Source organism: Streptomyces sp. BA2 (assembly GCF_009769735.1).
Classification (GTDB): domain Bacteria; phylum Actinomycetota; class Actinomycetes; order Streptomycetales; family Streptomycetaceae; genus Streptomyces.
Map to the genome: position 1 here is coordinate 7,710,573 of NZ_WSRO01000002.1, position 24,266 is coordinate 7,734,838.

Genomic DNA, 24,266 nt, shown 5'->3' on the forward strand with positions numbered 1-24,266 from the left:
GAAGGGTTCACCGCCATGCCAGAGACATCCCCATTCGCGAGCCGCAGAGGGCTGCTCTTCGGAGCCGCCGCCCTGTCGACCGGCGCCCTCATCACCGGGTGCACCAGCAACGAGCCCAAGGATGAGGGCTCGGACGACAAGGACCAGCCGGTCGCCGACGACAAGCCCGGCAAGAAGGTCACCATCGGCTTCGCGGGGCCGCAGGCCGACCACGGCTGGCTGAACGCGATCAACGACAACGCCAAGGAGCGGGCGAAGAAGTACTCGGACGTCACGCTGGAGTCCACCGAGGGCTCGAACGACACCGCCGCCCAGATCGGCCAGGTCGAGACGCTGATCAACAAGAAGGTCGACGTCCTGGTGATCCTGCCGGCCGACGGCAAGGCCCTCACCCAGGTCGGCCTGAAGGCCATGCGGGCGGGCATACCCGTCGTCAACCTCGACCGGGTCTTCGCCTCGCCGCAGGCCTACCGCTGCTGGATCGGCGGCGACAACTACGGCATGGGCCTCAGCGCCGGCCACTACATCGGCGAGAAGCTCAAGGACAAGAAGAACGCCAAGGTCGTCGAACTCGCGGGACTCGACAACCTCGAACTGACCAAGCAGCGCTCGAAGGGCTTCGACGACGCCCTGAAGAACTACTCGAACATCGAGAAGGTCGCCCGGCAGGCCGCCGAGTTCACCGTCGAGTCGGGACAGCAGAAGATGTCCCAGCTCCTCCAGGCCCAGAAGAACTTCGACGCCCTGTGGAACCACGACGACGACCAGGGCGTGGGCGCCCTGCGCGCCATCAAGCAGGCGGGCCGCGACGACTTCCTGATGGTCGGCGGCGCGGGCGCGCTCTCCGCCTTCCAGGCCATCGAGTCCGATAACAGCGTGCTCAAGGCCACCGTCCTCTACCCGCCGTCGATGGCCGCCTCGGCCATCGACCTCGCCCGCGCGCTGGGCCAGAGCAAGGGCGTCAGCGGGATGGCGGAGTTCGAGATCCCGGCCTTCATCACGCTCTACTCGGCCGTGGTCGACAAGGAGAACATCAGCACGTACATGTCCACCGGCTTCAAGTGATGCGCGCGTCCGCACCCCCCACCGAGCGTTTACGAGGAGGAGTACCGCATGCGTGAGACGGAACACGAGGCCGGGACAGGGAAGCGGCGGCTGGGGGTGGGCATGGTCGGCTACGCCTTCATGGGCGCCGCTCACTCCCAGGGCTGGCGCACTGTCGGACGCGTCTTCGACCTGCCGGTACAGCCGGTCCTCTCGGCGGTCTGCGGACGCGACGGCGCCGCCGTGCGCGCCGCGGCGGACCGGCTCGGATGGGCCGCCGCGGAGACCGACTGGCGCGCTCTCGTGGCCCGTGACGACGTCGACCTCATCGACATCTGCACCCCCGGCGACAGCCATGCGGAGATCGCGATCGCCGCGCTCGACGCGGGCAAGCACGTGCTGTGCGAGAAGCCCCTCGCGAACACCGTCGAGGAGGCCGAGGCGATGGCCGAGGCCGCCGAACGGGCCCGCTCCCGGGGGCAGATGGCGATGGTCGGCTTCAACTACCGCCGTGTTCCGGCTCTCGCGCTCGCCCGGCAGATGGTCGCCGAGGGCCGCATCGGCAGCCTGCGGCACGTCCGGCTCACGTACCTCCAGGACTGGCTGGTCGACCCCGGCTTCCCGCTGACGTGGCGGCTGCGCAAGGACCGCGCGGGTTCGGGCGCGCTCGGCGACCTGGGCGCGCACATCGTGGACCTCGCGCAGTATCTGGTGGGGGAGCCGGTTGCGGGTGTCTCGGCGCTGACGGAGACGTTCGTACGGGAGCGGCCGTTGCCCGACGGGGCGTCCAGCGGGCTCACGGCGGAAGGCGGCACCGCGACGGGCCAGGTCACGGTGGACGACGCGGCGGTCTTCACCGGCCGCTTCCCGTCGGGCGCCCTCGCCTCCTTCGAGGCGACCCGCTTCGCCGCCGGCCGGAAGAACGCCCTGAAGCTCGAACTCAATGGCTCCGACGGCTCGTTGGCCTTCGACCTGGAGCGCCTGAACGAGCTCTCCTTCCACGACCACACGGAGCCCGCCACGTCATCGGGCTTCCGCCGCATCCTGGTGACCGAGCCCGGCCATCCGTACCTGGAGGCCTGGTGGCCGCCGGGGCACGGACTCGGTTACGAGCACACGTTCGTGCACCAGGCCCGCGATCTGCTGCACGCCATCGCCACGGGTGAGCAGCCCGAACCGTCCTTCGAGGCGGGCCTCTCGGTGCAGCGGGTGCTCGCCGCGGTGGAGGAGAGCGCGGCGAAGAACTCGGTCTACACCCCGATAGCTTCCACCCCCGTCACGGTCTGAGGAGGCCTGTTCATGCCCCGCGACTTCACGCTGTTCACCGGCCAGTGGGCCGACCTGCCGCTGGAGGAGGTCTGCCGCCTCGCCCGCGACTTCGGCTACGACGGTCTCGAACTCGCCTGCTGGGGCGACCACTTCGAGGTCGACAAGGCGCTGAACGACCGTTCCTACCTGGACTCGCGCCGTCAGCTCCTCGACAAGTACGGACTCAAGTGCTGGGCCATCTCCAACCACCTGGTCGGGCAGGCCGTCTGTGACGCGATCATCGACGAGCGGCATCAGGCGATCCTGCCCGCCCGCATCTGGGGCGACGGGGACGCGGAGGGCGTACGGCAGCGGGCCGCCCGTGAGATGAAGGACACGGCACGCGCGGCGGCCGCATTCGGCGTCGACACGGTCGTGGGCTTCACGGGCTCGGCGATCTGGCATCTGGTGGCGATGTTCCCGCCCGTGCCGGAGTCGATGATCGAGCGCGGCTACGACGACTTCGCCGAGCGGTGGAACCCGATCCTCGACGTCTTCGACGTACAGGGCGTGCGCTTCGCGCATGAGGTGCATCCCTCGGAGATCGCGTACGACTACTGGACAACGCACCGCGCCTTGGAGGCAGTTGACCACCGCACCGCCTTCGGCCTGAACTTCGACCCCTCGCACTTCGTGTGGCAGGACCTGGACCCGGTCGGTTTCCTCTACGACTTCCGGGACCGGATCTACCACGTCGACTGCAAGGAGGCGAGGCGCCGCCTGGACGGCCGCAACGGCCGCCTGGGCTCGCACCTTCCGTGGGGCGACCCGCGCCGCGGCTGGGACTTCGTATCGGCGGGCCACGGGGACGTCCCCTGGGAGGACGTGTTCCGGATGCTCGGCTCGATCGCGTACGAAGGCCCGATCTCGGTGGAGTGGGAGGACGCGGGAATGGACCGCCTCCAGGGGGCGCCGGAGGCGCTGAAGCGCCTGAAGGCGTACGACTTCGAGCCGCCTACGGCGTCGTTCGACGCGGCGTTCGGCGGGAACTGAGCAGCCACGACAGGCAGTCGGGCGGAGCCACTTTGTCCTGCCCAAGGAAAAAGCTGAACTCTACTGCTGTGCAAGGGCTTTCCGTCCCGGACAAACGTGGCTACCGTCCCTGATGTGTACAGGACATGAACCTTCCGGGGTGACGGCGCACCCCGGCGCCCAGCGCCCTCTTCGCACCACACCCGCGTACGACCGTCCCCCTTCCGGAGGAACCCCGTGCACAGGAAACGCCTGAGACTCCGCAAGACCCTCGCGCTCTTCACCGGCACCCTGCTGGCCGGCGCCACCCTGACCCTCGCCGCCCCGACCGCGAACGCCGCCGACCCGGAGGCCGTCCGCGCCGCCCAGGAACAGGCCGCCAAGGCCGCGGCGGCCCCGGTGGCCGAGGACTTCCAGCAAGTCACCCTCGCCAAGGGCGAGCCCGAGACCGGCGAGCCCATGACACTCGCCGTCCTGCCCGACCGCTCGGTCCTGCACACTTCCCGCGACGGCACGCTGCGCCTCACGGACGCCGCGGGCAACACCAAGATCGCGGGCAAGATACCGGTCTACACGCACGACGAAGAGGGCCTCCAAGGCATCGGTCTCGACCCAAAGTTCAGCGAGAACCGCGCGATCTACCTCTACTACGCGCCCCCGCTCGACACCCCGGCCGGCGACGCCCCGGAGACCGGCACGGCCGAGGACTTCAAGAAGTTCGACGGCGTCAACCGCCTCTCCCGCTTTGTCCTGAAGACCGACGGCACTCTCGACAACGCCAGCGAGAAGAAGGTCCTCGACGTCCCCGCCAGCCGCGGCATCTGCTGCCACGTCGGCGGCGACATCGACTTCGACAAGGACGGCAACCTCTACCTCTCGACGGGCGACGACTCCAACCCCTTCGCCTCGGACGGCTTCACGCCCATCGACGAGCGCGCGGACCGCAACCCCGCCTTCGACGCCCGCCGCAGCGCCGGCAACAGCAACGACCTGCGCGGCAAGATCCTGCGCATCAAGGTCGCCGACGACGGCTCGTACACCGTCCCGGCCGGCAACCTCTTCGCGCCGGGCACCGAGAAGACCCGCCCCGAGATCTACGCGATGGGCTTCCGCAACCCCTTCCGCATGAGCGTCGACAAGCCCACCGGCACGGTGTACGTCGGCGACTACGGCCCCGACGCGGGCGCCGCCGACCCCAAGCGCGGCCCCGCCGGCCAGGTCGAGTTCGCCCGCGTGACCAAGCCGGGCAACTTCGGCTGGCCGTACTGCACCGGCAAGAACGACGCCTACATGGACTACGACTTCGCGACGCAGACCTCAGGCGCCGCCTTCGACTGCGCCGCACCCAAGAACGACTCCAGGCACAACACCGGCCTGACCGATCTGCCGGCCGCGCAGGAAGCCTGGATTCCGTACGACGGCGGATCCGTCCCCGAGTTCGGCTCAGGATCCGAGTCCCCGATGGCGGGCCCCGTCTACCGCTATGACGCGGCGAACACCTCCCCGGTGAAGTTCCCGGAGGCGTACGACGGCGACTTCTTCGCCGGTGAGTTCGGACGGCGCTGGATCAAGCGCATCGAACACGGGGCGGACGGCACGGTCCAGTCCATCAACCCGTTCCCGTGGACGGGCACGCAGATCATGGACATGGAGTTCGGCCCCGACGGCGCGCTCTACGTCCTCGACTACGGCACGGCCTGGTTCGGCGGCGACGAGAACTCCGGACTCTTCCGCATCGAGAACGCCACCGACGGCCACTCACCGGTCGTCGAGGCGAGCGCCTCCGTGACCAGCGGCCAGGCCCCGCTCAGGACCAAGTTCACCGCGAAGGCCACGGACGCCGACGGCGGCACGCTGACCTACGCGTGGGACTTCGGTGACGGCGGCAAGTCGACCCAGCAGAACCCCACGTACACGTACAAGAAGAACGGCGTCTACACCGCGACCGTGACCGTCAAGGACTCCACCGGGCGAACCGGTTCGGCCAGCGCGCACGTCACCGTCGGCAACACCGCGCCCAAGGTGACCCTTGAACTCCCCGGTGACGGGCAGCTGTTCACCTTCGGCGACAAGATTCCCTTCAAGGTGAAGGTGACCGACAGGGAAGACGGACCGATCGACTGCACGAAGGTCAAGGTCACCCACATCCTCGGCCATGACAGCCACGGCCACCCGGTGACCTCGGCCAACGGCTGCGAAGGCACCCTCCAGACGTCCGCGGACGGCGAGCACGACCCGAACGCCAACATCTTCGGGGTCTTCGACGCCGAATACACCGACAAGGGCGCGAACGGCCAGCCCGCGCTGACCACCCACGACCAGAACGTCGTCCAGCCCAAGCACCGCCAGGGCGAGCACTACAACGACTCCAAGGGTGTCTCCGTGGTGAACCACACCCCGGCGCACGGCGGAAAGACGGTCGGCGACATCAACAACGGCGACTGGATCGCCTTCAAGCCCTACATCCTCGGCAACGCCACCAAGCTGACCGCGCGCGTCGCGTCGGGCGGCGCCGGCGGCACGCTGGAGGTCCGCAGCGGATCGGCCACCGGAAACCTCCTGGGCAAGGCCAAGGTCGCGCCGACCGGTGGCTGGGAGACGTACAAGGACGTGAGCACCGCCATCAGCAAGGCACCCAAGAGGACGACGACGCTCTTCCTGGTCTTCAAGGGCACGGGCACCGGAGCCCTGTACGACGTCGACGACTTCACCTTCACCACGAGCTGAGGAAGGGGTCACCATGCGCGCATCCGCACGGATCGCCACCGCGAGCGCCGCGGCCGCACTGCTCATCGGCTGTGTGTCGGGCCCCGCGGCCTCCGAGCCGGAGTCTTCGGAGTCTTCCGGTTCGGCAGCGGGGGAGAAGGTCCTTGTCTTCTCCAAGACCGCGGGTTTCCGACACGACTCGATCCCCGACGGCATCGCGGCCATCAAGGAGCTCGGCGCGGCGGGCGGCTTCGCCGTCGACGCCACCGAGGACGCCGGAGCCTTCACGGCCAAGAACCTCGCGCGGTACGACGCCGTGATCTGGCTCTCGACGACGGGTGACGTCCTCGACGGCAAGCAACAGGCGGCGTTCGAGGGCTACATCAAGAAGGGCGGCGGGTACGTGGGCGTGCACGCCGCCGCCGACACCGAGTACGACTGGCCCTTCTACGGCGGGCTCGCGGGCGCGTACTTCCAGTCGCACCCCGCGATCCAGCCCGCGAAGGTGCAGGTCGAGGACCACGGGCACCCGTCCACGGCGCATCTGCCGGGGATCTGGGACCGGACCGACGAGTGGTACAACTACCGCTCCAATCCCCGGGACCGCGCCCACGTCCTCGCCTCGCTCGACGAGTCGTCCTACTCGGGCGGCTCCATGTCGGGCGACCATCCCATCGCCTGGTGCCAGGAGTACCAGGGCGGCCGCTCCTTCTACACGGGCAGCGGCCACACCAAGGAGTCGTTCGCCGACCCCGCCTACCGCACCCATCTGCTCGGCGGGATCCGCTGGGCGACGGGAGCGGCGCAGGCCGACTGCCGTCCGGAGAAGGGCTACACGCCGATCTTCGACGGTACGGCGAAGTCGCTCGACGCCTGGAAGCAGGCGGGCCCCGGCTCGTTCGAGCTGAACGAGGGCGACGGAACCCTGACGACCGTCGGCGGCATGGGCATGCTCTGGTACGACGGGGCGAAGGAGCTCGGCTCCTACTCCCTGAAGCTGGACTGGCGCATGGACGGCGACGACAACTCCGGGATCTTCGTGGGTTTCCCGGCCTCCGACGACCCCTGGTCGGCCGTGAACAACGGCTACGAGATCCAGATCGACGCCACCGACGTCCCGGAGAAGACCACGGGCTCCGTCTACGGCTTCAAGTCCGCCGACCTGAAGAAGCGCGACAAGGCGCTGAATCCGGTGGGGGAGTGGAACACCTACGAGCTCCGGGTCGAGGGCGAACGCCTTCGGATCTATCTCAACGGAGTGAAGATCAACGACTTCACCAACACGGATCCGGCGAGGAGCCTGAAGGACGGTCACATCGGCATCCAGAACCACGGTGCCGATGACCAGGTCTCCTTCCGCGACATCCGGGTGAAGGACCTGCCGGCCCGCACCGCGTCCGGCGCGGGCCGCTAGACGGCGGCGGGCGGAGGACGCCGGACCTCCGCCCGCCGTCTTTTCCGTTCGCCGTCCCAACTCCCGCGGGTTCGGCGCGTGCACGACAGGAGGCAGCCATGTCCAACTCTTCTTCGTCGGGTTCTTCGGGTTCGTCGGGTTCTTCTCGTTCATCCGGTTCTTCGGGTGGCGGGCTGACCGGGGTGTGGCTCATCGGGGCGCGCGGTTCGGTCGCCACGACGGCTGTCGCGGGGTGCGCGGCGGTGACGGCCGGTCTGCACCCGCCGACCGGCATGGTCACGGAGACACCGCCCTTCGCGGACAGTGGTCTGCCAACGTTGTCCTCGCTGGTCTTCGGCGGCCACGACGTGATGGAGTGCCCGCTGCCCAAGCGGGCGGAGCAGCTGGCGGCCGGGGGCGTGCTCCCGCACGGCGTCCCGTCGGCGGTGCACGCGGAACTGGCGGCGGCCGACGCGGAGATCCGCATGGGCGGACCGCGCCGCGGGGACTCCGACACCAGGACGGACGAGGAACTGATCGCGTCCTTCGCCGCAGACCTCCGCGATTTCGTACGCCGCCGGGGGCTCGCCCGTGCGGTGGTGGTGAACGTGGCTTCGACGGAACCGCTGCCGGCGGAGGGCGAGGAAAGGCTGCCCGCCAGCTCCCTCTACGCGGCGGCGGCGCTGCGGGCGGACTGCCCGTACGTGAACTTCACCCCGTCGGCGGGCCTGCACCACCCGGCGCTCGCTTCTCTGGCGGCTTCGTCGGGGCTCCCTCACGCGGGCCGGGACGGCAAGACTGGCCAGACCCTCCTGCGCTCCGTCCTCGGCCCGATGTTCGCCCAGCGTGCGCTGGCCGTCCGCGCCTGGTCCGGCACGAACCTCCTGGGCGGCGGCGACGGCGCGGCCCTCGCGGACCCGGCCGCGGCCGCGGCGAAGAACGCGGGCAAGGAACGGGTGCTCGCCGACACGCTGGGCTCCGCCCCGGAGGGCGAGGTCCACATCGACGACGTCCCCTCGCTCGGCGACTGGAAGACCGCCTGGGACCACATCGCGTTCGACGGCTTCCTCGGCGCGCGGATGGTCCTGCAGACAACCTGGCAGGGCTGCGACTCGGCCCTGGCGGCACCTCTGATCCTGGACCTGGCCCGCTTGCTGGCCCGCGCCCACGAGAGGGGCCTTACGGGGCCGCTGGGGGAGCTGGGCTTCTACTTCAAGGACCCGGACGACGGCGCTTCATCGGCCTTGGCCGAGCAGTACGAGGCGCTGGTGGGGTTTGGGGTGCGGTTGCGGGGGGTGGGGGTGTGAGGGGCGGGAGTCGTGATGGCGGCGGTACCCCTCGGGGTGGCTTGGGGGCGGGTGGCGGGGGTGCAGCCGCTCGGGGTGATGTTTCTCTGGGCACTGGGCGCGACTGGGCTGAACTCCTGCGTGTCTCCGCCCTGTTCACCGTCCCCGGCGACGCCATCGCGGGCGCTGCGGCGGCAGGGCTTCGGCCCAACCGCCGCACCCTCCTGGCCATCGCCGCATCACTCTCCCTCTACGAAGCGGGCATGGCCCTCAACGACTGGGCGGACCGGGAGGAGGACGCGGTCGAACGGCCTCACCGCCCGTTGCCTTCCGGCCGCATCGCCCCGGCGGCCGCACTGGGCGCGGCGGCGGCCCTGACGGCAGGGGGCCTGGCTCTGGCCGCGGCCGCGGGCCGCCCCGCGCTGACGGTGGCGACCGGGCTGGCGGCCACGGTGTGGGCGTATGACCTGGGCCTGAAACACACTCCGGCGGGCCCGGCAGCCATGGCCACGGCCCGCGCCCTCGACCTGCTCCTGGGAGCGGCGGCCACGGCGGCGGACTCCAGCTCCTCGGCCTCCGCGAAGCTCGCGACCACTCGCCGCCCCTTCACCGGCCCCGGCCTCCGCGCGGCGGTACCCACCGCCCTCGTCCTGGGCGCCCACACCCTCGCGGTGACCGCGGTCTCGCGCCGCGAGGCACAGGGCGGCTCCACGACGGCCCCTCTGGCCGCACTAGTCGCGACAGCCGGACTCGCGCAACTGCTTGCCCGAAGCGGTGGCGTCGGCGCCGCCGCCCCTCAACTCCCGGCAGGCCGCGGCGAAGCAGCCACCCGTGGTCTGCCGGGCTTCACTTCGGCGGAGCAGACGGGGGCCCGACTGGTGGGTCGGGCGGTGGGCCGCTTGCGTACCGGCGGGGTGCCGGGCGGGTTCGCCTCGGGGCGGCCCGGCAGCGCATGGCGCAGCGGAGCCCGCGGTGCCGTCCAGGCCGCGCTCGCCGCGACCTACGCAGCTACCGCCGCGCGCCCCCTTTTCCACGCCGCGCTCAATCCGTCGCCCCAGCTCACCCAGCGGGCCGTGGGCGGCGGCATCCGCGCCATGATCCCGCTCCAGGCCGCGCTCTCCGCCCGTGCGGGAGCCCTGGGGCCCGCTCTCCTGACCGCCGCTCTGGCCCCGGCGGCCCGCAAGTTCGGCCGGAAGGTGAGCGTCACATGACGGAGACGACAGAGGGGACGAGCACCCGGCAGGCGCAGCCGCAGGCTCATGCAGCGGTACGGAGCGCGGGCCCCGCCGGAGCGGGAGCTTCGTCCCCCTTCCGCTTCGGATACGGCACCAACGGCCTCACCGACCTCCGGCTCGACGACGCCCTCGGCCTCCTCGCCGACCTCGGCTACGCGGGCGTCGGACTCACCCTCGACCACATGCACCTCGACCCCCTCGCCCCCGACCTCGCCGCCCGCACCCGCCACGTGGCCCGCGGCCTGGAACGCCTCGGTCTGACGGTGACGATCGAGACCGGCGCCCGCTACGTGCTCGACCCGCGCCGCAAGCACGGGCCCTCGCTCCTTGACCTCGACCCGGACGCGCGCGCCGCCCGGGTCCGCCTGCTGATACGTGCCGTGCGGGTCGCCGCCGACCTGGGCGCCCATGCCGTGCACTGCTTCAGCGGCGTCACCCCCGAAGGCACCCCGGAGGACACCGCCTGGCGGCGGCTGGCCGACGCGCTCGGCCCCGTACTGGACGCCGCGTCCGGCACCGGCGTGCCTCTGGCCATCGAACCCGAACCCGGCCACCTCCTCTCCACACTCGCCGACTTCCACCGGCTCCGTCACGAACTGGGCGACCCCCAGCTCCTGGGCCTCACCCTCGACATCGGCCACTGCCAGTGCCTCGAACCGCAGTCCCCCGCAGACTGCGTACGCGCCGCCGCCCCCTGGCTACGGCACGTCCAGATCGAGGACATGCGCCGCGGCGTCCACGAACACCTCCCGTTCGGAGACGGAGAGATCGATTTCCCGCCCGTCCTCGAAGCCCTGGCCTCCACCGGCTACCAAGGCCTCACCGTCGTCGAACTGCCCCGCCACTCCCACGCGGGTCCCCAACTCGCCTCCCACTCCATCGAGTTCCTGCACAAGGCGGCAACCGAAGCGGCCCGCACAGCCCCTGTCATCACTTCAGCTTCAGCAAGAGGAGGAACCCCGTGACCGAAGCCCCCGTCATCGACGACCTCCGCACCCGCCTCGAAGCCACCCTCGGCGGAGCCGCCCGCGCCTGGCTGGACCAGGCCACCGCGGAGGCCACCGCCCACCGCGGGCGTCCGGAGCAGCACGAGGCCCCCGTCTGGGAGTTGCGCTTCGCCGAAGCCGGGCGACGCTGTGGCCAGGACCACGCCGACGCCGCCCGCGTGCTGCTCCTGCACGCGGCCGCCGCGGACCCGGCCACCCTCACCCGCGTCTACGAACAAGGCACCGCGGCCGAGCGCCGCGCCGTCCTGCTCGCCCTGCCTCACCTGGTCCAGGGCCCGGAGGCCTTGCCCCTGGTCGAGGACGCCCTGCGTACCAACGACACCCGGCTCGTCGCCGCCGCCGTCGGCCCGTACGCCGCCCGGCACCTCGCCCCGCACGAATGGCGCCACGCGGTGCTCAAGTGCCTGTTCACCGGCGTCCCCGTGGAAGCCGTCGCCGACCTGGACCGCCGCGCCGCCGGCGATGCCGAGCTCGCCCGGATGCTCGGCGACTTCGCCGGCGAACGCACCGCCGCCGGCCGCACCGTCCCCAGCGATCTGCACCGCGTCCTGGCCCTGACCACCGCCCCGGCGGCCCCCGAGACCCCTTCCACCGGCGAGGAGCAGGAGTCCTGATGCGCATCTTCGACCCCCACATCCACATGACGTCCCGCACCACCGACGACTACCAGGCCATGTACGCGGCAGGTGTCCGTGCCGTCGTCGAGCCCGCGTTCTGGCTTGGTCAGCCCCGCACCTCACCCGCCTCCTTCTTCGACTACTTCGACTCCCTCCTCGGCTGGGAACCCTTCCGCGCGGCGCAGTACGGGATCGCCCACCACTGCACCATCGCCCTCAACCCCAAAGAGGCGAACGACCCCCGCTGCACCCCGGTCCTTGACGCGCTGCCCCGGTATCTCGTCAAGGACAACGTCGTCGCCGTCGGTGAGATCGGCTATGACTCCATGACCCCCGCCGAGGACGCGGCGCTCAGCGCCCAGCTCCAGCTCGCAGCCGACCATGAGCTGCCTGCGCTCGTCCACACCCCGCACCGCGACAAGCTCGCAGGACTGCGCCGCACCATCGATGTCATCCGGGAATCCGCGCTGCCCCTGGACCGGGTCCTCATCGACCATCTCAACGAGACGACGGTCAAGGAGGCCAAGGACAGCGGCTGCTGGCTCGGCTTCTCGGTCTATCCCGACACCAAGATGGACGAGGACCGGATGGTGGCCATCCTGCGCGACCACGGTCCCGAGCGGGTCCTGGTCAACTCGGCAGCCGACTGGGGCAAGAGCGACCCGCTCAAGACCCGCAAGGTCGCCGACGCCATGCTCGCGTCCGGGTTCAGCGAGGACGACGTCGACCTGGTGCTGTGGCGCAACCCGGTCGCCTTCTACGGACTCAGCGGCCGCCTCGCGCTCGATGTCACGGACACCGAAGCCACCCACGAGGGCAACTCCATCCTCCGCGGCGGGGCGTGAGCCATGCGCTTCCGGCACCCGGACGGCAGCGTCGTCCACCTCGCGTACTGCACCAACGTCCACCCCGCCGAGACCCTCGACGGTGTCCTCGCGCAACTGCGCGACCACTGCGAACCCGTGCGCAAACGGCTCGGCAGGGACCGCCTGGGCATCGGCCTGTGGCTCGCCAAGGACGCCGCGCACGCCCTGGTCACCGACCCCGCAGCCCTGCGCGGCCTGCGCACGGAACTCGACCGGCGCGGCCTCGAAGTCGTCACCCTCAACGGCTTCCCTTACGAGGGGTTCGGAGCCGAGGAGGTCAAGTACCGCGTCTACAAGCCGGACTGGACCGACCCGGAGCGCCTTTCCCACACGACCGACCTGGCCCGTCTCCTTGCCGCCCTCCTCCCGGACGACGTCACCGAAGGCTCCATCTCCACCCTGCCTCTCGCCTGGCGCACTCCCTTCGACACCACTCAAGCCGAGGCCGCCCGCGCCGCCCTCACCGCGCTCGCCCAACGCCTGGACGCACTCGCGGAGTTGACCGGTAAGTCGATCCGTATCGGCCTCGAACCTGAACCTGGCTGCACCGTGGAGACCACGGGCGACGCGATCGCCCCCCTCACCGCGATCGGCCACGACCGCATCGGTGTCTGCGTCGACACCTGTCACCTCGCCACCTCCTTCGAGGACCCGCGGACCGCGCTCGACGCGCTCGCCGCCGCGGGCATCCCCGTCGTCAAATCCCAGCTCTCCGCTGCCCTGCATGCCGAACACCCCCATCTCCCCGGAGTCCGCGAGGCCCTCGCCGCCTTCGACGAACCCCGCTTCCTGCACCAGACCCGCACCCGTACCGCAGCCGGACTGCGCGGCACCGACGACCTCGGTGAATCCCTCGCCGGTGACGCCCTGCCCGAGACGGCACCCTGGCGCGCCCACTTCCACGTCCCCCTGCACGCGCCTCCCGCGCCGCCCCTCACCTCCACACTCCCCGTACTCAAGGACACCCTCGCCCACCTGGTGGGCGGGCCCGACCCCCGAACCCGCCACCTCGAGGTCGAGACCTACACCTGGCAGGCGCTGCCGCCCGAACTGCGCCCCCGTTCCCGTCCCCAGCTCGCCGACGGCATCGCCGCCGAACTCTCCCTCGCCCGCGATCTCCTGACGGACCTCGGCCTGAAGGAACTCCCATGAGCCCCACACCCCTCCTCGTCCTGGACGTCGTCGGCCTCACCCCCCGTCTCCTCGACCACATGCCCCGCCTCAAGTCCCTGGGCCAGTCCGGCTCCCGGGCCCCGCTCGGCACGGTCCTGCCCGCCGTCACCTGCGCCGCCCAGTCCACCTTCCTCACCGGCACCACCCCCGCCGAGCACGGCATCGTCGGCAACGGCTGGTACTTCCGCGAGCTCGGCGACGTACTGCTGTGGCGCCAGCACAACGGCCTCGTCGCGGGCGACAAGCTGTGGGACGCCGCCCGTCGCGCGTACCCCGGCTACACCGTCGCCAATATCTGCTGGTGGTACGCCATGGGCGCCGACACCGACATCACCATCACCCCCCGTCCCGTCTACTACGCCGACGGCCGCAAGGAACCCGACTGCTACACCAGGCCCCCGGCCCTGCACGACGAACTCACCGAGAAATTCGGCACGTTCCCCCTCTTCCACTTCTGGGGCCCCGGCGCCGACATCGTGTCCAGCCGCTGGATCGTGAACGCCACGCGCCACATCCTCGACACCCGCCACCCCGACCTGGCCCTGTGCTACCTCCCTCACCTCGACTACGACCTCCAGCGCTTCGGCCCCGACGACCCGCGCTCCCACCAGGCCGCCGCCGAACTCGACGCGACCATCGCCCCCCTCCTCGACGAGGCGAAGGCCGAGGGCCGCACCGTCGTCGCCCTGTCCGAGTACGGCATCACCCGCGTGGACCGTCCCGTCGACATCAACCGCGCCCTGCGCCGCGCAGGCCTGCTCGAAGTGCACACCCAGGACGGCATGGAGTACCTCGACCCGATGGCATCACGCGCCTTCGCCGTCGTGGACCACCAGATCGCCCACATCTACGTGCGCAGGCCCGAGGACCTGGAAGCCACCCGGCAGGCGCTCGCCGACCTGCCCGGAATCGAGCAACTCCTCGACGACGAGGGCAAGAAGGCCAACCACCTGGACCACCCGCGCTCCGGCGAACTCGTCGCCGTCGCCGAGCCGGACGCCTGGTTCACGTACTACTACTGGCTCGACGACGCCTGCGCGCCCGACTTCGCGCAGCTCGTCGAGATCCACCGCAAACCCGGCTACGACCCCGTCGAGCTCTTCATGGACCCCGAGGACCCCTACGTCCGCGTCAAGGCCGCGTCCGCGCTGGCCCGTAAGAAACTCGGCATGCGCTACCGCATGGCGGTCGTGCCCCTTGACCCCTCACCTATTCGCGGCAGCCACGGCCGCCTTACCCTGAGCGACGACGACGGTCCGCTCATCATCAGCTCCACCCCCCATGCGTTTTCCGACCGGATCGCGGCCACCGCCGTGAAATCCCTCCTCCTCGACCTGGCCGGCCTGGGCTGAGGAGCAGTTACAGAGAGTGAAGCACGCGTCACTGACAACGCGCCAGTGGCGTCCGCCCGTACGTCGAAAGATCCGGGAAAACCCCGAGAGTCCTAGAGCCCGAAAGAGGCACCCGTGACCGACTTCCACGACACTCCCGCCGACGAGGCCCTCAGACAGCGTCTCGGCATCAACCGCCGCCGCTTCCTCAACACGTGCACCGCCGTCGGCGCCGGCGCGATCGCCGCGCCCGTGTTCGGCGCGGCACCGTCCTTCGCCCAGCCGCAGACCGAGGGCGGGCACGGCCACGGCCGCGAACTGGTGCCCGCGAAGAAGCGCGGCATCATCCTCTACACGGTGCGTGACGCGACCGGCCGCGACCCGCTCGCCTCCAACCTGCCCTCCGGTTTCCGCGAGGTGTTCAAGGAGCTGGCCCGCTACGGCTACAAGCAGGTCGAGTTCGCGGGCTACGGCCAGCACGCCAACGCCCCCGGCGGCGCCAGTCTCGAGTCCGTCGAGGGTGCCAAGCTGCTGCGCTCCTGGCTCGACGACTACGGCCTGCGCGCCCAGGGCAACCACGGCTTCATACCGGGCTCCTGGCCGCTCACGCAGCCCGACCTCGACACGTTCAAGAAGCACCTGGAGATCGCCAACATCCTCGGCATGGACCACATGGGCACCGGCGGTGACCCGACCAACAGCTCGTACAAGGCCGATTGGGACGTCGCGGCCGACAAGTGGAACGCCATGGGCTCCATCGCGCGCAAGGCCGGCATCAAGCTCTACACCCACAACCACGACGGGGCGTACGGCTTCCTGCTCGACGGCGGCCCGCTCGACGCGCAGGGCCGCCCGACCCGCAGCTCCGGCATCCGCAAGTTGGAGTACTTCCTCAAGGCCACGGATCCGAGGGCGGTCTGGCTGGAGATGGACGTCTACTGGGCGCACGTCGCGCAGTACAAGTTCCACACGTACACCGCGCACGACGGCTCCCAGCGGAAGAAGGTCTTCGATCCGGCCGCGCTCGTCAGCCGCAACAACAAGCGCTACCCGCTGTTCCACGCCAAGGACGGCACCCGCAACGACACCAGCGGCCAGGGTTACGACATGGTGGCCTTCGGCGAGGGCGTCATCGACTACCGCACCTTCTTCAGCCGGGTCGGCGAGAAGAACTACCACAACCCGATGGTCGAGCAGGACAACGCGCCCAGCGGCACCGATCCCGGCCAGTCCCTGAAGCTCGCGAAGACCGGCTACGACAACCTGGCGGCTCTCCGCAAGAAGCGCTGAAGCGCTGAAGCGCCCGCACACACAGCTCTCGCCGCGCGGAGGCCGCGCGGCGAGAGCTGATTGACGTAAGGGGGGCAGGCAGTCAGGCCATCTCCTCACCGAGGGGTTGCGGATTGGGTTTGATGCCTTTGTCCTTGGGCCTTCCGGGTTGGGAGAGGAAGAGCGCGATGAATCCGGCGAACAGGGAGATCGAGCCGGCCAGGGTGAAGGCCCCTGTGTGGCCCCAGTTGCTCACCACGACGGCGCCCATTCCGGAGCCGAGAAGCCCGGACACCAGCTTGGAGCTGTAGACCAGGCCGTAGTTGGAGGCGTTGTTGTTCTCGCCGAAGTAGTCCGCCGTCATCGCCGCGAACATCGGGAAGATGGCGCCGCCTCCGAAACCGGAGATGCTGGAGAAGACCAGGAACAGCGGGAGGTTCTCGATGTTCGCGGACCACAGGATGCCGTACTGCGAAAGACCCAGGACGATACAGACGAAGATCAGGCAGCGTTTGCGTCCGTAGAGGTCCGAGAGCCAGCCGATGACGCCCCGGCCCGTGCCGTTGACGATGGCCTTCAAGGACATGGCCGTGGCGACGATCCCACCGGCGAATCCGGCTTCCTTTCCGATGTCCACCTGGAAAGCGATGCCGAAGATGTTCACGCCCGATGTGCACAGCAGGCAGAACCACATCAGTGCGACCCGGCCGGTCTGCCACGCCTCCCTGGGTGTGTACTGCCGCACGGCGGGCGGATTCATCGCCATGGCGCGCCTGGCCCGTGGGTCGTCCGGCGGCCGCAGCGGGTCCACGTCGGCCGGCCACCAGTTCTTCGGCGGGTCCTGGAAGAAGTAACCGGCCACGGCGACCATCGCCGCCAGGAAGAGGCCGACGCTCACAAGCACCCAGCGGAAGTTCGTCAGGTCCATATAGCCGGTGAAGATGAACACGAACGGCACCGAGCCGTAGGCGAATCCGCCGTTGACGAATCCGGTCTTTCCTCCCTTCCGTTCCGGATACCACTTGCCGACCATGTTCACGCAGGTCGCGTACACCATGCCGGCGCCCATACCGCTGAACATGCCGAAGCCGATATAGGCGACGATCACATGGGGCGCGAACGCCAGTGACACATAGCCGAGCAGCGTGCCCACCGCGCCGCACATCATCGCCCAGCGCGCCGGAAGTTTGCCGCTCTCGCGCAGCTTGCCCGCCGGGAAGGCCACCGCGGCCTGGAAGAAGACCCAGACGCCCAGCATCCAGAAGATGTGGGTGTCACCCCAGGAATGCGCGGTGTGCAGGGTGTCCTCGGCCGACGCGAACGCGTACTCGGCCGAGCTGATGCCCATCATGCCGACCCACGGCAGGATGACCATCCACTTGCGCTTGCGGCCCATGATGTCGATGTCGGTCTCGCCAACTCGGTACATCCGGCCGTTGGTGTCCGTCACCTCCCTGTACGGGACGGCTGTGGATATGTCGGTTGTCGTCATGTCGGTTCAGCACCCCTTGCGTCGAAAAGATCCTGGCCAGCGCCCCCTGTCCAATTCCTTTCGTGTGCGCACGGGTCCCGGGTCCTGCCGACGCGCACCGCCGGCAGGACCCAACACCGGTCACCTCATCGACCGCCCCCCAACAGACCGGCCGCTCGCGCCCACCGGTACTTCGCGCCGAGCACGGCGACCGGTTTCTCCGTCGTGTACGGGTACGCCACGACGCCGCGCTCGAAGAGGTACTGGCAGGCCTCCTCCACCTCGACGTCGCCCGCCAGGGATGCCACGACGGGCTTCTCGATGCCGCGCTCACGGAACTCCGCGATCACCCGGGCCGTTAGTTCGGCGAAGACCATGGGAGGGGTGACGATGGTGTGCCAGTAGCCCAGGACAAGTGCGTGAATGCGGGGGTCCTCCAGGCCGAGCCTGATCGTCGCCTCGTACGTCGACGGGGGTTCGCCCCCGGTGATGTCGACGGGGTTTCCCGCCGCCCCGAAGGGCGGGATGAACGCCCGGAAGGACGCGTCCAGGTCGTCGGGGATCTCCATCAGCCGCAGCCCGTTGTCGGTCACCGCGTCGGAGAGCAGCACCCCGGATCCGCCCGCACCCGTGATGATCACGATGTTGTCGCCCTGCGGGGTGGGGAGCACCGGCAACGCGCGCGCGTACTCCAGCATTTCGTTGAGGCCAGGGGCCCTGATGACCCCCGCCTGCCTGAGGATGTCGTCGTACACGGCGTCATCGCCCGCCAGGGCGCCCGTGTGCGATCCGGCGGCCTTCGCCCCCGCTGCCGTACGTCCGGCCTTCAGGACCACGACCGGCTTCTTCGGGACGGTCGCCCGCGCGGCCTCCACGAAGGCGCGGCCGTCCTTGAGGTCCTCCAAGTGCATGGCGATGCACTGGGTGTTGGGGTCCTCGCCGAACCACGTGAGGAGGTCGTCCTCGTCCAGGTCGGACTTGTTGCCGAGCCCGACGATCGCCGAGACGCCCGTCTTCGTAGTGCGCGCGAAGCCGAGGATGGCCATCCCGATGCCACCGGACTGACTCGTCAGGGCGACCCCGCCCTTGACGTCGTACGGCGTGCAGAATGTGGCGCACAGGTTCTGCCACGTCGAGTAGTAGCCGTAGATGTTCGGGCCGAGCAGCCGCACTCCGAGGCGCTCACCGATCTCCACGATCTCGTCCTGGAGGGCCTGTTCACCGGTCTCGGCGAACCCGGAGGGGATCAGGACCGCGTTGGGGATGCCCTTGCGACCCACCTCCTCCAAGGCCGACGCCACGAACTTGGCGGGGATCGCGAAGACCGCCACATCCACCTCACCGGGAACGTCCGTGACACTCTTGTACGCCTTGCGGCCCAAGATGTCATGGGCCTTGGGGTTCACCGGATGGATCTCGCCGGAGAAGCCGCCGTCGATGAGGTTGCGCATCACCGAGTTGCCGATCTTGCCCTGCTCGTTGGACGCGCCGATCACGGCGACGGAGCGGGGCTCCATCAGCCGCCGCATGGACGTGAGCATCTCCTCACGCGTGTACCTACGGCGTTGTTTCGTGGCCCCTTCGGAGAGGATGACGCGGATGTCCGCGGCGATCGCGCCCTCCGGAGTGGCGATCACCGGGTTGAGGTCCACCTCGGCGATCTCCGGGAAGTCGGTGACCAGTTGGGACACCCGGCGTATCTGCTCGGCGACGGCCCACCGGTCCACCGCGGGCGCGCCCCGCACGCCCCGCAGGACCTCGGCTGCGCGGATCGAGTCGAGCATCGATGCGGCCTCGTCCGCGTCGACCGGCGCGAGACGGAATGTGACGTCCTTGAGGACCTCGACGAGTACGCCGCCGAGCCCGAAGGCGACGACCTTCCCGAACGTCGGATCGGTCACCGCCCCGACGATCACTTCCTGGCCGGAGGGCAGCAGCTCCTGCACCTGCACGCCGTCGATACGTGCATCCGGCGCGTACGCGCGCGCGTTCTCGACGATCTCGCAGAAGGCGGCCCGCACGTCAGTGGCGCCTTCCACGCCGACGATGACGCCGCCCGCGTCGGTCTTGTGCAGGATGTCGGGGGAGACGATCTTCATGACGACGGGCCCTTCGAAGCGGGACGCGTGCGCGACCGCCTCGTCCACGTCCGTCGCGAGCTCCTCGCCCGGCACGGCGATCCCGTACGCGTCCGCGAGGATCTTGCCCTCCGGCGCCGTCAGCGAGGTCCGTCCCTCGGCGCGCACGGTGTCGAGGAGCGCCCGCACCGTCAGTGCGCGGTCTTCGGCCATCACTCAGATCACTCCGTTCGACTTGAGCAGGCGCAGTTCCTCGTCGCCGAGGCCGAGCTCACCGACGAAGACCTCCGCGTTGTGCTCGCCCAGGAGCGGCGAACTGACCACGTCGACAGGGGAGTCCGACAGCTTCAGCGGGGAGCCGACCGTGGTGAAGGAGCCGCGCTGCGGATGCGCGACCTCCACGACCATCTCGTTCGCGGCCAGCGAGGCGTCCTCGATGATCTCCTTGGTGGAGAGGATCGGGCCGCACGGGATGTTGTGGGCGTTCAGCCGCTCAAGGACCTCCCACTTGGGGAGCGTCGAGGACCACTCCTCGATCAGCTGGAACATCTTGCCCAGCTTGGGAAGCCGAGCCTCCGGAGAGGCCCACTCCGGGTCCTGAGCGAGCTCGGGACGTCCGATCAGCTCGGTGAGCGGCTGCCAGCCGACGGGCTGCACGATGACGTACACGTAGTCGTTCGGTCCGCCGGGCGCGCACTTGACCGCCCAGCCGGGCTGCCCGCCGCCGCTCGCGTTGCCGGAGCGCGGCACCTCGTCCCCGAAGTCCTCGTTCGGGTACTCGGCGAGCGGCCCGTGCGCCAGGCGCTGCTGGTCGCGCAGCTTGACCCGGCACAGGTTGAGCACGGCGTGCTGCATGGCCACGTTCACGCGCTGTCCGCGACCGGTGTTCTCCCTCTGGAAGAGGGCGGCGAGAATGCCGGCGACGGCGTGGATGCCGGTCCCGGAGTCACCGATCTGGGCACCGGTGGCGAGCGGGGGGCCGTCCTCGAAGCCCGTGGTCGACATGGAGCCGCCCATGGCCTGTGCCACCACTTCGTAAGCTTTGAAGTTGGTGTAGGGGCCGTCTCCGAAGCCCTTGATGGAGGCGTAGACGATCCGCGGGTTGATCTCCTGGATGCGTTCCCAGGTGAAGCCCATCCGGTCCACGGCGCCGGGGCCGAAGTTCTCGACCATCACGTCGGAGCGCCGGATCAGCTCCGTGAGGAGCTCCTTGCCGCGCTCGGACTTGGTGTTGAGGGTGATGCTCCGCTTGTTGCAGTTGAGCATCGTGAAGTAGAGCGAGTCGACGTCCGGGAGATCACGCAGCTGCTTGCGCGTGATGTCTCCGGAGGGCGCCTCCAGCTTCACCACGTCCGCCCCGAGCCAGGCAAGGAGTTGAGTGGCGGAGGGCCCGGACTGGACATGTGTCATGTCGAGGACGCGCACGCCCTCAAGAGCCTTGGTCGTCATCGCGCGGGCTCCTCACTTGTACATGGTCTGGTTCATGGTTCCGGGGGCGTACGCGTCCGGGTCGACCCATACGTTGATCAGGGAGGGCTTGCCCGACTCGCGCGCCCGCTGCAGCGCGGGGCCGATGTCGGCGGGGTCCCGGACCTCTTCGCCGTAACCGCCCAGCATCTGGGCGAACTTGTCGTAGTGGACGTCTCCGAGGGTGTTGCCGATCCGCTGGCGCTCCTCGCCGTACTTGGCCTTCTGGCCGTAACGGATCTGGTTCATCGAGGAGTTGTTGCCGACGATCCCGACGAACGGCAGGTTGTAGCGGACGAGCGTCTCGAAGTCCCAGCCGGTGAGCGAGAAAGCGCCGTCTCCGAAGAGGGCCACCACCTCCTTGTCGGGCCGCGCCTGCTTGGCGGCGAGCACGAAGGGGATGCCGACGCCGAGCGTGCCGAGGGGCCCCGGGTCCATCCAGTGGCCGGGCGACTTGGGCTGCACGACCTGCCCGGAGAAGGTGACGATGTCACCGCCGTCGCCGATGTAGATCGAGTCTTCGGTGAGGAAGTCGTTGATCTCGCTCACGAGGCGGTACGGATGGATCGGCGAGGCATCGGACCTGAGGTTCGGCAGCCGCTTCTCGATGGCCGTCTGCTCGGCGGCGCGCAGCTCGTCGAGCCACTCCTTGCGCTGGGAAGCGCCTCCGTTGAGACGCCCGGACGCGGCCTCGGTGACCGACTTCAGGATCAGCCCGGCGTCACCGACGATGCCCAGGTCGATGTCCCTGTTCTTTCCGACGGTGCGGTAGTCGAGGTCGATCTGCACGACCGTGGCGTCCGGCGAGAGCCGCTTCCCGTAGCCCATACGGAAGTCGAAGGGAGTCCCCACGATGACGATGAGGTCGGCGTTCGAGAACGCGTACCGCCGCGAGAGCTGGAAGTGATGCGGGTCCCCGGGCGGCAGGGTCCCGCGGCCCGCGCCGTTCATGTAGGCGGGCACATTCAGCGTGCGTACGAGGTCGATGGCGGAGGCGGTACCCCGCGTCGTCCACACCTGGCTGCCAAGCAGGATCGCGGGCTTCTCGGCGTGCACGAGCAGGTCGGCGAGCTTCTCGATGGCCTCGGGGTCGCCGGCCGAGCGGGTGGACGCGCGATACTGCCCGGCCTGCGGCACCCGGGCCTTCTCCACCGGCACCTTGGCGTCGAGCACATCGCGCGGGATCTCAAGGAAGGACGGACCGGGAGCGCCGTGGTAGCACTCGCGGAACGCCATCGACACCATGTCCGCGGCGCGCGCCGTGTCCGGCACGGTCGCGGCGAACTTGGTGATGGGCGTCATCATGTCGACGTGCGGAAGGTCCTGGAGTGACCCCATCTTGTGCTGGGTGTGCGCTCCCTGGCCGCCGATGAGCAGCATGGGGGACTCCGCGCGGAAGGCGTTCGCTACGCCCGTGACGGCGTCCGTGGTTCCCGGTCCTGCCGTCACGACGGCGCATCCCGGCTTGCCGGTGAGGCGCGCGTAGCCGTCGGCCGCGTGGGCGGCGACCTGCTCGTGGCGTACGTCGACGACATCGATCCCCTCGTCGACGCAGCCGTCGTAGATGTCGATGATGTGGCCGCCGCACAAGGTGTAGATGACCTCCACACCCTCTGCTTTGAGTGCCTTGGCGACCAGATGCCCACCGGAGATGTGGGTTTGGTTCGTGTCGCTGCTGCCGTCGGGCATGGCGAAGTCCTGTCCCTTCGTAGGGGAGTTGGAGCGCTCACACACGCTCACACGCTGCTCGTAGGTGCTCTCGCGGTAGATTGCATACAGTCGACGAATACTGTATGAAGCTTGTTATCCCGCATCCGGTCAGTGGTGTCCAGGGGGCGTGCGGCACTTTTCGGAAGCGGGGGGTTCGCTCCCCGGAACGACACGGCGTCAGGAGCCGGAATGGACCTGTTCGAGCACCAGGCAAGGGAACTCTTCGAGGAATACGGCATCTTGGTGCCGCGGGCGGAGGTCGCCGACACGGCGAAGGAGGCGCGCGCGGGCGCCGAACGCCTGGGCGGCCGCGTCGTCGTCAAGGCCCAGGTGAAGACGGGCGGACGCGGCAAGGCGGGCGGCGTGAAGGTCGCAGCGGACCCGGCCGCCACCGAGATCACGGCCCGCCAGATCCTCGGCATGGACATCAAGGGCCACACCGTGCACAAGGTGATGGTGGCCCAACCCGTCCAGATCGACAGCGAGTTCTACGTCTCGTACGTACTGGACCGCGCGGCGGGGCGCTTCCTCGCGATCGCGTCCGCCGAGGGCGGCATGGAGATCGAGGAGGTGGCGGCGAGCCGGCCGGAGGCCGTCGCGCGTGTGGAGATCGACCCGGCGACGGGAGTGAGTGAGGCGAAGGCGGCCGAGATCGCCGCCGCGGCCGGACTCCCCGAGGCCACCGCCGACGTACTGGTCAAGCTGTGGCAGGTACTGACCCGCGAGGACGCGCTCCTCGTCGAGGTGAACCCCCTAGTCCGCACAGCCCAGGGAGAGATCCTCGCCCTCGACGGCAAGGTCACCCTGGACGACAACGCCCGCTTCCGCCAAGCACGCTGGGGCGCCGACGACTCCGCCCACGACGACCCCCTGGAGGCGGCGGCCGCGTCCAAGGGCCTCAACTACGTCAAGCTCGACGGCGAGGTCGGCATCATCGGCAACGGCGCGGGCCTCGTCATGTCAACCCTCGACGTGGTCGCGGGCTGCGGAGCGCGCCCCGCGAACTTCCTCGACATCGGAGGCGGCGCCTCCGCCCAGATCATGGCCGACGGCCTCTCCGTCATCCTCTCCGACCCCGCCGTCAAGTCCGTCTTCGTCAACGTCTTCGGCGGCATCACCGCCTGCGACGCCGTCGCGGACGGCATCGTCCAGGCCCTGGAATCCGTCCAGTTGACCAAGCCCCTTGTGGTCCGCCTCGACGGCAACAACGCCGTACGGGGCCGCGCCATCCTCGACGAGCGCTCCCACCCTCTCGTCCAGCAGGTCACCACCATGGACGGCGCCGCACGCCGCGCCGCCGAACTCGCCGGTCACACCAACGCAGCCTAAGGAG

At 69.6% G+C, this 24,266-nt stretch carries 18 protein-coding genes; 14 read left to right on the forward strand and 4 right to left on the reverse strand.

What is annotated here, in order from left to right:
- Positions 1–15: 15 nt before the first annotated feature.
- The 13 genes from E5671_RS37265 (at position 16) to E5671_RS37325 (ending at position 16,228) form a co-directional block, all read left to right on the forward strand.
- Complete coding sequence (locus E5671_RS37265) at positions 16–1,065, forward strand: substrate-binding domain-containing protein (protein WP_160508413.1); 1,050 nt, start codon at positions 16–18, stop codon at positions 1,063–1,065.
- Between the two features lie 48 nt (positions 1,066–1,113).
- Positions 1,114–2,331, forward strand: coding sequence for a Gfo/Idh/MocA family protein (locus E5671_RS37270; RefSeq protein WP_160508415.1), 1,218 nt, complete (start codon positions 1,114–1,116; stop codon positions 2,329–2,331).
- Positions 2,332–2,343: 12 nt separating this feature from the next.
- Positions 2,344–3,345 carry a sugar phosphate isomerase/epimerase family protein gene (locus E5671_RS37275; protein ID WP_160508417.1) on the forward strand — a complete coding sequence of 334 codons (1,002 nt, stop codon included), beginning with the start codon at positions 2,344–2,346 and terminating at the stop codon, positions 3,343–3,345.
- 216 nt (positions 3,346–3,561) lie between these two features.
- Positions 3,562–6,051: a PQQ-dependent sugar dehydrogenase gene (locus tag E5671_RS37280; RefSeq protein ID WP_160508419.1), complete on the forward strand. Its 2,490-nt coding sequence runs from the start codon at positions 3,562–3,564 to the stop codon at positions 6,049–6,051.
- 13 nt (positions 6,052–6,064) lie between these two features.
- Complete coding sequence (locus E5671_RS37285) at positions 6,065–7,444, forward strand: ThuA domain-containing protein (protein WP_160508421.1); 1,380 nt, start codon at positions 6,065–6,067, stop codon at positions 7,442–7,444.
- Positions 7,445–7,542: 98 nt separating this feature from the next.
- Positions 7,543–8,730, forward strand: a complete 1,188-nt coding sequence (locus tag E5671_RS37290; RefSeq protein WP_160508423.1) for an inositol-3-phosphate synthase — start codon at positions 7,543–7,545, stop codon at positions 8,728–8,730.
- An 86-nt stretch (positions 8,731–8,816) separates the two neighbouring features.
- Complete coding sequence (locus E5671_RS37295; RefSeq protein WP_237330884.1) at positions 8,817–9,920, forward strand: SCO3242 family prenyltransferase; 1,104 nt, start codon at positions 8,817–8,819, stop codon at positions 9,918–9,920.
- Positions 9,917–10,909, forward strand: a complete 993-nt coding sequence (locus tag E5671_RS37300; RefSeq protein ID WP_160508426.1) for a sugar phosphate isomerase/epimerase family protein — start codon at positions 9,917–9,919, stop codon at positions 10,907–10,909. Before E5671_RS37295 ends, E5671_RS37300 begins: the two co-directional genes overlap by 4 nt.
- Positions 10,906–11,565 carry an EboA domain-containing protein gene (locus E5671_RS37305; protein WP_160508428.1) on the forward strand — a complete coding sequence of 220 codons (660 nt, stop codon included), beginning with the start codon at positions 10,906–10,908 and terminating at the stop codon, positions 11,563–11,565. The genes E5671_RS37300 and E5671_RS37305 overlap by 4 nt, the downstream gene beginning before the upstream one ends.
- A complete protein-coding gene (locus tag E5671_RS37310) occupies positions 11,565–12,413 on the forward strand; it encodes a TatD family hydrolase (protein WP_160508430.1) in 849 nt (282 codons plus the stop codon). Before E5671_RS37305 ends, E5671_RS37310 begins: the two co-directional genes overlap by 1 nt.
- A 3-nt stretch (positions 12,414–12,416) precedes the next feature.
- Positions 12,417–13,586, forward strand: a complete 1,170-nt coding sequence (gene eboE / locus E5671_RS37315; protein ID WP_160508431.1) for a metabolite traffic protein EboE — start codon at positions 12,417–12,419, stop codon at positions 13,584–13,586.
- The gene (locus E5671_RS37320) at positions 13,583–14,959 is read left to right on the forward strand and encodes a nucleotide pyrophosphatase/phosphodiesterase family protein (RefSeq protein ID WP_160508433.1); all 1,377 of its coding nucleotides are present in this window, start codon (positions 13,583–13,585) and stop codon (positions 14,957–14,959) included. The genes eboE and E5671_RS37320 overlap by 4 nt, the downstream gene beginning before the upstream one ends.
- 114 nt (positions 14,960–15,073) lie before the next feature.
- Positions 15,074–16,228 (forward strand): TIM barrel protein, encoded by a 1,155-nt coding sequence (locus tag E5671_RS37325; protein ID WP_160508435.1) that lies wholly within the window; start codon positions 15,074–15,076, stop codon positions 16,226–16,228.
- Positions 16,229–16,310: 82 nt separating this feature from the next.
- On the opposite strand, the gene E5671_RS37330 is transcribed toward E5671_RS37325, so the two are convergent.
- The 4 genes from E5671_RS37330 to E5671_RS37345 form a co-directional block, all read right to left on the reverse strand.
- Positions 16,311–17,699: an OFA family MFS transporter gene (locus E5671_RS37330; RefSeq protein WP_160508437.1), complete on the reverse strand. Its 1,389-nt coding sequence runs from the start codon at positions 17,697–17,699 to the stop codon at positions 16,311–16,313.
- 125 nt (positions 17,700–17,824) lie between these two features.
- Positions 17,825–19,969 (reverse strand): acetate--CoA ligase family protein, encoded by a 2,145-nt coding sequence (locus E5671_RS37335; protein ID WP_160508439.1) that lies wholly within the window; start codon positions 19,967–19,969, stop codon positions 17,825–17,827.
- A 3-nt stretch (positions 19,970–19,972) separates the two neighbouring features.
- Complete coding sequence (gene frc, locus E5671_RS37340; RefSeq protein WP_160508440.1) at positions 19,973–21,205, reverse strand: formyl-CoA transferase; 1,233 nt, start codon at positions 21,203–21,205, stop codon at positions 19,973–19,975.
- Between the two features lie 12 nt (positions 21,206–21,217).
- Entirely contained in the window at positions 21,218–22,912 is a 1,695-nt protein-coding gene (locus E5671_RS37345; RefSeq protein ID WP_160508442.1) for a thiamine pyrophosphate-binding protein, read from the reverse strand.
- A gap of 210 nt (positions 22,913–23,122) precedes the next feature.
- On the opposite strand from E5671_RS37345, the gene sucC reads away from it, so the two are divergent.
- Entirely contained in the window at positions 23,123–24,262 is a 1,140-nt protein-coding gene (sucC, locus tag E5671_RS37350) for an ADP-forming succinate--CoA ligase subunit beta (protein ID WP_160508444.1), read from the forward strand.
- Positions 24,263–24,266: the final 4 nt, after the last annotated feature.